Source organism: Legionella tucsonensis (assembly GCF_001468035.1).
In the GTDB taxonomy this organism is placed as follows: domain Bacteria; phylum Pseudomonadota; class Gammaproteobacteria; order Legionellales; family Legionellaceae; genus Legionella; species Legionella tucsonensis.
This window is the reverse complement of the sequence record NZ_LNZA01000001.1, coordinates 675,463-688,197: the sequence shown is the minus strand read 5'-3', so window position 1 is coordinate 688,197 and position 12,735 is coordinate 675,463. Positions and strand designations below refer to the sequence as shown.

Sequence of the window (12,735 nt, the reverse complement as noted above, 5' to 3'; positions counted from 1 at the left end):
GTAATCATGCACGTATTCCTCATCAATCCTAGCTGCAAACAGCCAGGATTAATAAATTAACCATTACCTGAATCGTTATCTTTATCTTTCCCAACAACCCTATGATTGATCCAGCAAGCAAGTAACAAGGTAGATAAAACTCCCAAATACACACCTATATTTTCCCAGCCTGGACCAACCAATTGCAAAGCATCTGGGCTTTGAAAGATTGAAAAAGGAATAGCAAGCAAGACATCCATAATTGCAGAACCTGCCACCAAACCACAGGCAATAAGAGTCCCTCTTTGTTTGCGGATTGTTGCTTCTTCTTTAATAGGAGTCTTGCGTTTTAAACGTTCTTTAACGAACAATGCAATCATACCGCCAATAAACAGCGGGAATGAAGAAGAAAGTGGTAAATACATTCCTATAGCGATTCCTAAAATGGATAAATTTAAAAAACGCCTTAATTTAAAAATATAATTGAGAAAAATAATAATCAGAATAATTGCAGAACCAATCAACATCATGGTCCATGGTAATGAATTCCTGAAAACAGCTTCCGTAATAGCAGCCATTAAAGCGGCTGTTGGCGCGGGTAAAGATTGACTGATATCCATACCAGGATGAGGCATTACCCCTGCAATCCCATACACATTAAATAGTAACTGCATTACCGGTGGAATTACTAAAGAAGAAATCACCACACCCAACAACAGCATCAATTGTTGTTTCCATGGAGTTGCCCCGACAAGCTGTCCCACTTTGAGATCTTGGGTATTATCATTCGCAATTGCCGCAATGCCGGTAACTACAGCTCCAATAATAATCGTAATTGCTTCAGCTGCCTGGATTTGTTGCGTACTTAAGGGTAATGGCAATAAATGATCAATAGCGACTAACAACAACCATGCTGCAAAAAGCATTCCTGAGATTACAACAGAACTCCCTGGACTTGCTGTAACACCTACCATACCTGAAAAATAGGCAGTAATAACCGAAAAAATAAATCCGATAAATAATACATAAAGAACTGCAAGAAAAACTAGAGTTGGTGAATATTGATTATCCAATCCTACTTGATCTAAAGGCAGAACAAATTGAAAAAAGAGAAACAAGATCGCAGCAAATGTACCAGTACCTATCAAAATATAAGGCAAAGGGATGTCCTTATCAATTCGCAGCAACTGAGTACTAACGCTTCCTTTAGACATATATGTTTGCAGTGAAGTCCCAATGCTTCTCGAGAGCGGTTTAACTAATTTTAAAAAAGTCCATACACCTGCAAACAACATAGCACCTATACCCAAATAGCGCATTTCGCTGTTCCATAAAAATGTTGCAGCTTGTTCAGCAGGATAATGATTTATAAATTCGGGATAAAAGTGGCTGACTGCAGGTAATGCAACCAACCAAGAAATTACTGCTCCCAAATAGATACTGATCGCCATATCATGGCCAACAAGATAACCAGCGCCTATCATCGTAGCGGAAAAACCAGCGCCAAGACCAAATAGTGATCGTTTTATCACAAACCAATAACCCCAACTGTTAGCAATTACTTTAAATCCAGTTTGGAATAATTCAATCAGACCGCCTACTGCTCCTCCAATTAATATGTCTTTAAGGCCTGTTTTTTCCACGGACGACTTTAGTACTTCCGCAATTGCTCTCCCTTCGGGAAATTTTAAAGATTGATCATGGACCAAAATACGACGGAGTGGAATGGAAAATAATACCCCTAGAGCGCCGCCACAAACCGCAATGAAAAAATTAGTGAGGTAATCAAAATGATTCCAAAAACCAATAATAATCAATGCTGGAATGGTATAAACAATCCCTCCTGCTACAGCCTCACCAGCAGATGCTGCGGTTTGCACCGCATTATTTTCAAGAATGGTGGAATTTTTAAAAAAGCGCAAAATGCCCATGGAAATAATTGCTGCCGGAATGGATGCAGAAGTCAAAATCCCCAGCTTCAAGGCAAGATACGCATTGGACATAGCCAACAAAACAGTCAGTATTATTGCAAGAAAAACAACTCGAAAAGAAAGTTCAGCTACTTTTTTATCAGCAGCTATAAAAGGAGTATCAGCCATTAACGACCCCAAACACTATGCATTATTTCAGGATTGAGTAAAGAAGAAATTTGTGACAAAGGTATTTTTACCGTCTGCGGACCATAAACATAAGCAGCAACCTGATATGTATCAAAAATAATATTGATTCCATCTGGAGAAAAAGACCAAATCTTATAATTTTTATCTATAGGCTTAGTACCTTCTTCAATCCATTTCTTATCCGAAAAATTTTTCTCAGTAATTTTTTTGCTGCAGAAACTGGCAATAGGTTTTAAATAATTCACTTCAGGACGAAATAAATCAGATAAACTAACCTGACGGCCATTAATAAAATTTAGTACTGCCACTGTATTTGAGGGATGTGCAGCTCCCCGGTGATTAATCGAAATATTAAAAGACACACTTAAGGCATTTTTGGTTTTATAAGGCAAAGAATAAGTGACATTTAAACCCGATTTTCCTGGTGCATCAGCAGGAATATCCGAATCACCAGCAATTTCTTTAAAAAAATTTTTTTTGGATTTTTCAATGAAATCCTGTACTGCAGCATTGATGCGTGGGTCTTTAAATTCTTGTGGGTATTTGATATCAAGAATATAAACAGGAGTCTCTTTTTTAATCGATATTGGATTTATAGCCCAAGCAGTGAAGGAACTTATGAGAAAACATAAAGAGAAAAGTGTTTTTAGTGGATTCAACATCATTTTATTTCCTAGTAATTATTCTCTGTAGAAACCCATTCCCCTGCAATCATCGTACGATGTGATAAGGGATAGGCAAAATAATAACATAGTGCGGCACTGTCACTAACAGACCACAATACCAAATCAGCTTGCATACCTTGAGCAAGTGTACCCAGCGCTTTTTGCAAACCTAATGCTCTTGCCGCTTGACTTGTAACTGCCGCTAGTACTTCAGGAACAGATAATGAAAAGAATTGGCAGGCCATACTCATCATCAAACGTAATGAGGTAGTTGGCGATGAACCAGGATTACAATCGGTGGCAATTGCCATACCTACTCCAGCTCGTCGCAGTAGCTCTACTGGAGGTTTTTGTTTTTCGCGCAGAAAATAATAAGCACCTGGAAGTAAAACAGCAACTGTGTTTGCCCTTGCCATAGCATATGCCCCTTTCTCGTCCAGAAATTCCAAATGATCACAAGATAAAGCGCCAAACTCTGCCGCAAGCTCGCTTGCACCAAGATTGGATAACTGCTCAGCATGACATTTTATAGGGAGATTTAATTTGCGTGCAGCAGTAAAAACTTGCTCTGTTTGTTTAAGTGAAAAAGCAATGGACTCACAAAATACATCCACAGCATCTGCTAAATTCTCTTCACACAATGCAGGCAGCATTTCTTGACAAAGAACATCGATGTAAGCCTGGCTGTTTTCTTGAAATTCAGGACCTATTGCATGCGCGCCAAGAAATGTTTTTCTAACTCTTAATCCTGTTAACTCACCTAAACGCTTAGCTACTCGCAGCATTTTCAATTCATTAGGCAAATCCAAACCATAACCCGACTTGATCTCGACTGTTGTCACTCCATCTGCACGTAAAGCAAGAATTCTTGGTAAGGATTGTTGGAGCAATTCCTCTTCAGACGCTGCTCGTGTATGGTGCACTGTAGATAAGATTCCACCGCCTGCCTTGGCAATTTCAGCATAACTAACTCCGGCCAGTTTCATTTGAAACTCGGTTGATCGATTTCCCCCATAAACCAAATGAGTATGACAATCGATAAGCCCTGGAGTAACTAATTGCCCCTGACATTCTTCTTTATGTTGCAGTTCATAAAATTGGGAAGGCATTTGTGCTTGCGGTCCACACCATTCAATGAGGCCATTTTTAATCGCAATAGCTTGCTGAGTTAGCTGATTTCCCTGAGCATCAATGGTAGTTGCATTTAATAATAATTTTTCACATGCGGACATTAAAAATCCCAATAAAGAACTTGATGAGGGGGTTTGAGCCATGCTTTATGATGTTCTGTATCATATATATCCCACTCTTTAGATACAAAAGTTTTTTTATCCACTTCCAATAAAAGCCATACCAAGAATTCGGCAACTGTATCCGGTGAAATTAGGCGGTTTGCATCTTTCAATCGCTTATAAAAACTTATCTGCTCATAAGCAGGATTTTCATTACTTCGAGCGATCTCTTGCATTTTTGTGTCAATTATTCCTGGCATAACACTGGCAAACGCAATTGAATCAGACTCCAACTGCCAACATTTAGTTAGCATCGATAATGCTGCTTTAGAGGTACAATACGCACCCCATCCCCTAATTGCAAAATAAGCAGCTCCAGAACTGATATTTAAAACACGGCCATGAGTTAATTTATCATAGATCATTTGTGGGAGAAAAAGAGCAGCATTTAAGTTTGTATTAAATGCATGATACCAGTCTCTAGGCTCAACATCCTTAAGGAGAACCAAGGGGTTTAAAGTTCCTGCATTATTAACTAGAGCACTCACTTGATTCACATTATTGAGACGATTTTTGATTGCCTCTAAACCTTCATGTGTTGAAACATCAGCGCAAATATATTGGATTTTTGAAGAAAAAGCGGCTGTTTCCTGCAATAATTCTTCTTTTCTACCTATGATTAAGATTGATTGATCTCGTTTTGCCAAAGAAAAAGCTAATGATCTTCCTATCCCACTTCCTCCACCGGTAATAACAATCACAGTGTCCTCTTACTCTTTTGATTTGCCATGCGCAGATAATATCAGACATTGAACAAACTTGGCATAATTTTATGCGCATGCATTGCCAGATAAAGGAATTTTATTATAAATTGTAAGCAATAAATCTGTGTTGATCTCGATTTTTACGATCTTAGAAGTTCATAGAGAAAACTACTTTAAGGATTGTATCTATGTATCGATTAAGTACATTACTCAGTAAATCAGCAGAAAAGTTTCCTGATAAAATTGCCTTAGTTATTCATCAAAAGTGTTATACCTATCAGGAACTTTATGAATTAACTCAGCATCTTGCGACTTCTTTTTTAGAAAAAGGTATCTCAAAAGGAGATTGTGTTGCTTTTCTTTTACCAAACAGTATTGAAATTATTTTATGTTACTATGCTTGCTTTATGATAGGAGCTATAGCAGTCCCTGTTAATATTCAATTTAATAATGAGTTAATTCACTACGTACTGAAACACAGTGAAGCACGTATTTTTATAACCACTTCAGATTATTTTAAACAGCTACTTAATGATGAAAAAATATTAAAAGAGATTAATGAATGCTATCTTACTTCAGAAGCAAATCGCTATTCTGGAGTCCTGGACTTTCAAGAATTACTTTTACCCATGAATACGTCCGTTGCAACAACTGAAATTGAATTGGAAAAACCGGCTCTGCTTTTTTTTACATCAGGCACGACAGGATTACCCAAAACTGTTGTACATAGTCATCAAAGCCTCAGTCACGGTACGCACAACCAAATAACGCAAATTCAGATTAATCAAAGCGATCAAACATTAGTAATGTTTCCAGTATGCTATTTGATTGGTCTTGGCTCGCAAATTTTACCTTTTCACGCTGTTGGAGCTACTGTAGTGCTATTACCCAGTTTTGATCCTAAGGAAATATTAGCAAAACTTCACCTACATAGAATTACCAAAATCTATGGATTTCCCAAACTTTACCTTGAGCTCATTCATCATGCTGAGCTTTTAGATTATGAAATCAATACACTCAATTTTTGCTTTTCCGGCGGCGATGCAACACCTGTTTTTCTCCAGGAAAAATTTAACTTACTATTCCACATTGAAATTACTGAAGGATGTGGTATGTCCGAACTTCAGATCTACTCAATGAATCCCCCCTATGGAAAAAAGAAAACTGGTTCGATTGGATTGCCTATAGCAGGCATGGAAATGCAATTAATTGATGAAAAAGAGGAACCTATTTTAAAACCATATAAAACAGGCGAAATCATTGTGCGTGGTGAGAGTATGTGTTCCGGTTATTGGCAAGATACCGCATTGACAACAAAAACTATAAAGAATGGCTGGTTTCATACAGGAGATCTTGCTTATCAAGATGAAGAGGGATATTACTGGTTCGTAAGTCGTAAAGTGGATATCATTCGATGTGGAAGAGAACTTATTTCTCCCATGGAGATTGAAAATATCTTTTATCAACATGATGCGGTTAAAGAAGCTGCTGCAATTGCTTTAGCTAATCCTAATAAAAAAAATAATGATAAAATTATCGTTTATGTAGTGCTTAAAGTTAAGAGTAACCAATTAACCGCTCAGGCATTAATGGATTGGATTAATGAATCGCTCCCGACGAACAAACGTCCTTATCAAATCATTATTATGGATCAATTGCCCTATGGTTTTACAGGAAAAATTGATCGCAAGACATTGAGAGCCTTAGCGAAAAAACAACTGAGCTAGAAAAATAAAGGCAGGGCTAATAGTACTCTTGTATAACCTGTAGATTTTGCTTTAGTGCAAGACATCGCTACTTCGGAGCAGAGTTTACATGCAGTAAATGAACAGTGATAACAAAGCAATAAAGAAAAAGATATAGGTGATGCAAGAATTCTATTGAGATGGCGTCATCATGTTATAATAAATCCAATAAATAATACCTGAGGTAGATTAATGAAAGTTCCTGTTTGTATCAACTTTCTTTGTGGATTAGCTCTTTTATATCACTCAGCATATGCCGGTAAAATACAATGCCCACAGGTCATTCAAACGAATCAATCGTTACAACATGAAATAAAAGATTGGGATGTATTTACAGATAAGTTGAATGGTATTCAGCAATTTGCTCGCATTACTTTTTATTCGGGTCATCCTAAAGAAAATGCAAGTCTTGCACCCGATCATGAAAACTCTAAAGTTAAAAAACTGACTTGGACATTTGGTAAACAAGAGATTTGGGTTGCATGTGACTATACACATACTAAAATTCAATTGATTCGTAAACTTCCTGATGGAGCAAAAAGCTGTACGGTGACTTATAATGCAAATTATTCTAAAGTAGTGGCCATTAATTGCATTTAAACTCAGAATTAGGACTTGATTTTATTTAGAGAATGCAAGAGTGAATTACATAGGGGAGAATTAAATGTTTGAACATCTTTCCAATTACCAACGAGCCAATCCTGCACTTTGGCAAGGTAGAAAAGATACTATCAATGCAGAACGCTTCTTTCAAAAAATTATTTTTCCTGTGGAACAAACCGATCTCATTACCAAAGAGAAAAAAACTGTTTTCCTTGGCTTCGCCAGTGATGCAGGTGTTCGTCGAAATATGGGTAGGCCCGGAGCAAAATTAGGACCCGATCAAATCAAAACGCAATTGGCAAAATTGCCTTGCTTCATAGATAAGCCTCTTTTTGACTTGGGTACCATTTTTTGTGAAGAGAATGAACTGGAAACTGCACAAGCGCAATTTGCCAATTTAATCAGTTTTTGCCATCAACAAGGTCATCAAACTGTTGCCTTTGGTGGAGGACATGAAATTGCGTGGGCACATTATCAAGGCTTGGCACCTCATTATACCAAATTGGGTATTATTAATTTTGATGCCCATTTTGATTTAAGACCTCATCAAAAAAATCAACCAGGCACATCGGGAACTCCCTTCTCGCAAATAGCAGCCTATTGTAAAGAAAATAATCAGCCATTTCATTATTGCTGTATTGGAATCCAAAAAATGGGAAATACCCCCTCCCTTTTTGAGCGAGCTGATGAGCTTAATGTTAATTATCTGACTGCAGAAGAGTTATATGCGAACAGCTTAGCCTGGCATTTAGCTTTTCTTGATGATTTCATGCTCAATCTAGATCATATTTATCTGACTCTATGCTTGGATGTTTTAGCAGAATCATTTGCCCCAGGCGTCAGTGCACCACAACCGTTGGGGCTTAGCCCTTGGCAAATTTTACCGCTCTTGAAATACATTATTCAAAGTGGCAAAGTAGTTAGTTTTGATGTTGCTGAACTGTCACCGCCTTTGGATCACGAACAAAAAACTGCTAGACTGGCGGCCCTTATTATCGCAGAATTGCTACATACTATTTAAGGAGTCAATTTCATGAAGAACACATTACTCTGGGGTACCCTTTTTACTCTGATTGGTACCCAAGTACATGCTGATGTTACTCAGTCAGCAACGACACCTGCTCCTCAAACCCCAGGTGCCATGCAACCAATACCCGCTACACCTACTCCTCCTGGCCAAAATTTACCTTCCGTAAATCCAGCACCAGCACCAGCCGCCCCCATCAATTGTGAGTATAAAATTTCTCCAGATACCAAAACCATTGATCAATCATTGGTTATGAAATGGGCCGAAAAAGCTGTTAGCCAAGCTTTTGACTTTAATCCAAATAATTTAGATTCCCAACTGCAAAAATTACAACCCTGCTTTACTGAGCAAGGATGGACTGGTTTTAATACAGCATTACAAAAATCAGGTAATTTAGAAGCCATTAAATCACAAAAACTGACTGTAAGCAGTCAAGTAATGGGACAAGTTACAATAACAGAAGCAAAAGACAATCAATGGAAAATTAATTTACCACTGCAAGTTGTTTATCAAAATGATCAAGAAAAAGTAACACAATTACTCAGTGTTGATGTAACTATAGGACGTAAGATAACTGGAGATTTGGGAATTACTCAGATGATTGCTGCTCCAAGAGGGACAGTAACTCAAAAACTACCTCCCGATTTTAACCCAAACCCAGCTACGGTCATGAATCCAAACATTGAAACAACAACCCCAGGAACTGCACCAGAAACAACCACACCGACAACAACTGCACCTGCAGCGACTACACCAACAACTCCAGCTACGTCTCCTACTACGTCAACACAGCCAACTTCTGCAAATCCTTCGGCAACCCCAACGCCTGTAACTCCTGGACAGCCTACTTTGCCAGAAAATCGATCTACACAACCCTCACTTCCACCTAATACTCCTTAATTTGGTATAGTCTTTCTTGGTGAGAAAAAATCCTGGGTTAAGTACGCCTAAACCCTATTTGAAGTCAAACAAACCTGGGCTTTGCGACGCTTCACCCAGGTTAGAAAAGATTTGATTAAGATAACTTACCTTAACTTTGCAGATACAACGGGTTTATTGGTTCCGGACTCACTGGGGTATTCTAATACAATGACTTTTGTACCTATTTGGAAAAAGTTTTCACTTAACCACTTGGCAGCACTTGGGAAAATACGCACACAACCATGGCTTGATGGATGTTCAGGAACTTCGTATGCGGCATGGATGGTATATCCTTGATAAAAGTAGGTACAATAAGGCATTCTTGCACCACCTTTAGTATCTACAGGATATTCCCCTGACTTACAATCAACCCCTCTGCGATTATAAACTTTAAAAGTACCGGTAACAGTTCTACATGATTGATTTGAATTTTCGTCACATACATCAATACCTGCTGATCCTCCACCTGTCAGTAAACGATTACCTTCTTCATCATAAGCTGCCCATGCAGAAACCTTCGGATCGAAAATAAAACGTTTCTCACCTGTTGCCTGAATCTTCTGAGGATAATAATCACGACCCCGTTTGTCTTTTGTATAATGAATCGTCCGATGCACATAACCTGCATCATCAGTAATTAAAGTAGATGGATCATTTTCAACACAGGATGTTAACCCACCAATACACAGTAACAAACCTGCCCAAAACAACTTATTCATTAAATTTTATCTCCACTAGAATAATACTTTCTTAAAATCACTTATTTTTCCTTACGCACTGCTCCTTGAACTTGTTCACCAAAATCTACAGCATTCATACAGTCGATTGAAATTTAGGACTCTAATTTTCTGTATTTAATTCGAGATGGTCTATCTGCTGCATCACCCAAACGACGTCTTCGATCCGCTTCATAATCACTGTAATTTCCTTCAATAAAGGTAATTTGGGAATCGCCTTCGAAAGCCATTAGATGAGTACAAATTCTATCTAGAAACCATCGATCATGCGAAATCACAATAACACAACCAGGGAAATTGAGAATTGCATCTTCCAAAGCGCGTAAAGTCTCGACATCCAAATCATTACTGGGCTCGTCAAGCAATAATACATTCCCACCACTTTTCAGTAATTTTGCCAAATGAACACGATTACGCTCCCCTCCAGAAAGTTGAGCCATTTTCTTTTGTTGATCCGCACCCTTAAAGTTGAAACGTCCCACATAAGCACGTGAAGGCATTTGAAAACTTCCTACTTGCATGATGTCATGGCCACCAGAAATTTCTTCCCATACTGTTTTATTGGGATTTAATTCATCACGCATCTGATCTACATAAGATAATTGAACCGTTTCACCAACACGAATCACTCCATCATCAGGCTCTTCCTGACCGGTAATCATTTTCAAGAATGTAGACTTACCTGCCCCGTTAGGACCAATAATCCCTAGGATACCGCCTTTAGGAAGTTTAAAATCTAAATTTTCAATTAAGATTCGATCACCAAATGATTTTGTAATTTTCTCCCCTTCAAGAACCAGTTCACCCAAACGCTCACCAGGTGGGATATATATTTCATTGGTTTCATTACGCTTTTGAAATTCTTTTGAATTCATTTCTTCAAATCGAGCAAGACGTGCCTTATTTTTCGCATGACGTCCTTTAGGTGAAGTACGTACCCACTCTAATTCTGCTTTCATTGCACGCATATGAGCATCTTCTTGTTTTTGCTCCATCTCTAAACGCGCTTCTTTCTGTTCAAGCCATGAAGAGTAATTTCCTTTGTAAGGTATTCCTTCACCACGATCCAGTTCCAATATCCATTCTGCAGCGTTATCCAAGAAATATCGATCGTGGGTAATTGCGACGACTGTTCCTGGAAAACCTTCAAGGTAATGCTCTAACCAAGCTACAGATTCTGCATCCAAATGGTTGGTCGGTTCATCAAGTAACAACATATCCGGATTGGAAAGCAACAAACGACATAATGCTACCCGGCGACGCTCACCTCCAGATAATTTACCTACAACAGCATCCCAATCAGGTAGTCGCAATGCATCGGCAGCAACGTCGAGTTTTCTATCCAAATCCCAACCGCCGCCTGTCTCAATAGCATTTTGCAATTCACCTTGCTCAGCAAGTAAATTGTTCATTTCATCATCGTTCATTGGCTCTGCAAAACGCATGCTGATTTCGTCAAAGCGGGCGAGTTTTTCTTTCATATCTTTTACGCCCTCTTCAACAACTTCTCGTACTGTTTTATCTAGATCCAATTGAGGCTCTTGCTCAAGATAACCGATTTTAATTCCTGGTTGTGGTCTTGCTTCTCCTTCATATTGAGTGTCAACACCCGCCATAATACGTAATAAAGTTGACTTACCCGAACCATTCAATCCTAAAACACCAATTTTAGCGCCAGGAAAAAAACTTAATGAAATATCTTTTAAAATAAACCGCTGATTTTCAACAATTTTGCTGACACGATTCATGGTAAAAATATATTGTGACATAACTGCTCCGCCTTTTTAAAACTGTCTTTATAACCTGGGTGAGGCACAGCCGTAACCCGGGAGAAAAATGATGTTTGATATTTCCGAGTGATAATTGTACTTCAACCCGATTACTTACTTGTTTTCTACCAATCAAGAACTACTTTACCTGATTGACCTGATGCCATAATTTGAAATGCATGTTGGTACTCATCAACTGGGCAATGATGCGTAATGACGGGTGAAATATCCAATCCGCTTTGTAACATGGCAATCATTTTATACCAAGTTTCAAACATTTCACGTCCATAAATACCTTTAATCACGAGGCCTTTAAAAATAACTTGATTCCAATCAATAGCTGTTTCCTGAGGAGGAATACCTAACATAGCCACATGTCCACCATGATTCATTGCTTTCATCATATCATTTAGGGCCATAGGATTTCCTGACATCTCCAAACCTACATCAAAACCTTCGAGCATTCCTAACTCGGAAGTTACATCAGAAAGCTTTTCGTACTTAATATTTACTGCGCGAGTCACGCCCATTTTTCGAGCCAACTCCAAACGATAATCATTCACATCTGTAATAACTACGTGACGCGCTCCTATATGTCTTACAATAGCAGCTGCCATAATACCAATGGGTCCAGCACCAGTAATCAATACATCTTCACCAACGACATCAAAAGCCAAAGCACAGTGAGTAGCATTTCCAAAAGGGTCAAGAATTGAAGCTTGTTCTGCAGTAATATCATCAGGAAGGACAATAACATTACTCGCAGGTATAGATAAATACTCTGCAAAACAGCCTGGTCTATTGACACCCACACCTAAAGTATTGCGACAAAGATGGCGTTTACCTGCGCGGCAATTTCGGCAGAAACCACAGGTTATGTGCCCTTCACCAGAAACGCGCTGTCCTTCATGAAGTCCTTGTACTTCTTGGCCTACGGCAACAATTTCGCCATAAAACTCATGGCCTACCGTCATAGGTACGGGGATAGTTGCTTGTGCCCATTCATCCCAGGAATAAATATGGATGTCAGTACCGCAAATCGCTGTTTTTTTCACTTTAATTAATACATCATTGACGCCATATTCAGGTATAGCTATCTCTTCCATCCAAATTCCAGGTTCCTTTTTCGCCTTGACTAATGATTTCATACAAGTACCTCAAAATAAGATCTTC

Annotated in this window: 11 protein-coding genes; 4 read left to right on the top strand and 7 right to left on the bottom strand. The window is 38.6% G+C overall.

Annotation, left to right across the window (positions count from 1 at the left end; genetic code table 11):
• Positions 1 to 56: 56 nt before the first annotated feature.
• From Ltuc_RS02905 to Ltuc_RS02890, 4 genes are read right to left on the bottom strand one after another with little or no spacing between them, the layout of a single operon-like run.
• Positions 57 to 2,078 (bottom strand): OPT family oligopeptide transporter, encoded by a 2,022-nt coding sequence (locus Ltuc_RS02905; protein WP_058519844.1) that lies wholly within the window; start codon positions 2,076 to 2,078, stop codon positions 57 to 59.
• The gene (locus Ltuc_RS02900; protein WP_058521583.1) at positions 2,078 to 2,761 is read right to left on the bottom strand and encodes a DUF3298 and DUF4163 domain-containing protein; all 684 of its coding nucleotides are present in this window, start codon (positions 2,759 to 2,761) and stop codon (positions 2,078 to 2,080) included. Before Ltuc_RS02900 ends, Ltuc_RS02905 begins: the two co-directional genes overlap by 1 nt.
• 11 nt (positions 2,762 to 2,772) lie before the next feature.
• Positions 2,773 to 3,996 carry an imidazolonepropionase gene (gene hutI, locus Ltuc_RS02895; protein ID WP_058521582.1) on the bottom strand — a complete coding sequence of 408 codons (1,224 nt, stop codon included), beginning with the start codon at positions 3,994 to 3,996 and terminating at the stop codon, positions 2,773 to 2,775.
• Positions 3,996 to 4,757: an SDR family NAD(P)-dependent oxidoreductase gene (locus tag Ltuc_RS02890; RefSeq protein ID WP_058519843.1), complete on the bottom strand. Its 762-nt coding sequence runs from the start codon at positions 4,755 to 4,757 to the stop codon at positions 3,996 to 3,998. The genes hutI and Ltuc_RS02890 overlap by 1 nt, the downstream gene beginning before the upstream one ends.
• 191 nt (positions 4,758 to 4,948) lie before the next feature.
• On the opposite strand from Ltuc_RS02890, the gene Ltuc_RS02885 reads away from it, so the two are divergent.
• The 4 genes from Ltuc_RS02885 (at position 4,949) to Ltuc_RS02870 (ending at position 9,035) form a co-directional block, all read left to right on the top strand.
• Positions 4,949 to 6,487: a class I adenylate-forming enzyme family protein gene (locus Ltuc_RS02885; RefSeq protein WP_058519842.1), complete on the top strand. Its 1,539-nt coding sequence runs from the start codon at positions 4,949 to 4,951 to the stop codon at positions 6,485 to 6,487.
• A 210-nt stretch (positions 6,488 to 6,697) separates the two neighbouring features.
• Positions 6,698 to 7,105 (top strand): STY0301 family protein, encoded by a 408-nt coding sequence (locus Ltuc_RS02880; RefSeq protein ID WP_058519841.1) that lies wholly within the window; start codon positions 6,698 to 6,700, stop codon positions 7,103 to 7,105.
• Positions 7,106 to 7,169: 64 nt separating this feature from the next.
• The gene (gene hutG / locus Ltuc_RS02875; protein WP_058519840.1) at positions 7,170 to 8,129 is read left to right on the top strand and encodes a formimidoylglutamase; all 960 of its coding nucleotides are present in this window, start codon (positions 7,170 to 7,172) and stop codon (positions 8,127 to 8,129) included.
• A gap of 12 nt (positions 8,130 to 8,141) precedes the next feature.
• Positions 8,142 to 9,035 carry a DotI/IcmL family type IV secretion protein gene (locus tag Ltuc_RS02870; RefSeq protein WP_058519839.1) on the top strand — a complete coding sequence of 298 codons (894 nt, stop codon included), beginning with the start codon at positions 8,142 to 8,144 and terminating at the stop codon, positions 9,033 to 9,035.
• A gap of 125 nt (positions 9,036 to 9,160) precedes the next feature.
• On the opposite strand, the gene Ltuc_RS02865 is transcribed toward Ltuc_RS02870, so the two are convergent.
• The 3 genes from Ltuc_RS02865 to tdh all read right to left on the bottom strand — a co-directional run bounded on the left by Ltuc_RS02865 (position 9,161) and on the right by tdh (position 12,710).
• Complete coding sequence (locus Ltuc_RS02865; protein WP_058519838.1) at positions 9,161 to 9,775, bottom strand: L,D-transpeptidase; 615 nt, start codon at positions 9,773 to 9,775, stop codon at positions 9,161 to 9,163.
• A gap of 113 nt (positions 9,776 to 9,888) precedes the next feature.
• Entirely contained in the window at positions 9,889 to 11,562 is a 1,674-nt protein-coding gene (ettA, locus tag Ltuc_RS02860) for an energy-dependent translational throttle protein EttA (protein ID WP_058519837.1), read from the bottom strand.
• A gap of 125 nt (positions 11,563 to 11,687) precedes the next feature.
• On the bottom strand, positions 11,688 to 12,710 hold the full coding sequence (gene tdh, locus Ltuc_RS02855) for an L-threonine 3-dehydrogenase (RefSeq protein WP_058519836.1): 1,023 nt from the start codon (positions 12,708 to 12,710) through the stop codon (positions 11,688 to 11,690).
• Positions 12,711 to 12,735: the final 25 nt, after the last annotated feature.

Bases quoted from the DNA above. Each gene is read 5' to 3' on its own strand.
- Ltuc_RS02905 (WP_058519844.1), bottom strand. From the start codon at position 2,078: ATGGCTGATACTCCTTTTATAGCTGCTGATAAAAAAGTAGCTGAACTT.
- Ltuc_RS02900 (WP_058521583.1), bottom strand. From the start codon at position 2,761: ATGTTGAATCCACTAAAAACACTTTTCTCTTTATGTTTTCTCATAAGT.
- hutI (WP_058521582.1), bottom strand. From the start codon at position 3,996: ATGTCCGCATGTGAAAAATTATTATTAAATGCAACTACCATTGATGCT.
- Ltuc_RS02885 (WP_058519842.1), top strand. From the start codon at position 4,949: ATGTATCGATTAAGTACATTACTCAGTAAATCAGCAGAAAAGTTTCCT.
- Ltuc_RS02880 (WP_058519841.1), top strand. From the start codon at position 6,698: ATGAAAGTTCCTGTTTGTATCAACTTTCTTTGTGGATTAGCTCTTTTA.
- hutG (WP_058519840.1), top strand. From the start codon at position 7,170: ATGTTTGAACATCTTTCCAATTACCAACGAGCCAATCCTGCACTTTGG.
- Ltuc_RS02870 (WP_058519839.1), top strand. From the start codon at position 8,142: ATGAAGAACACATTACTCTGGGGTACCCTTTTTACTCTGATTGGTACC.
- Ltuc_RS02865 (WP_058519838.1), bottom strand. From the start codon at position 9,775: ATGAATAAGTTGTTTTGGGCAGGTTTGTTACTGTGTATTGGTGGGTTA.
- ettA (WP_058519837.1), bottom strand. From the start codon at position 11,562: ATGTCACAATATATTTTTACCATGAATCGTGTCAGCAAAATTGTTGAA.
- tdh (WP_058519836.1), bottom strand. From the start codon at position 12,710: ATGAAATCATTAGTCAAGGCGAAAAAGGAACCTGGAATTTGGATGGAA.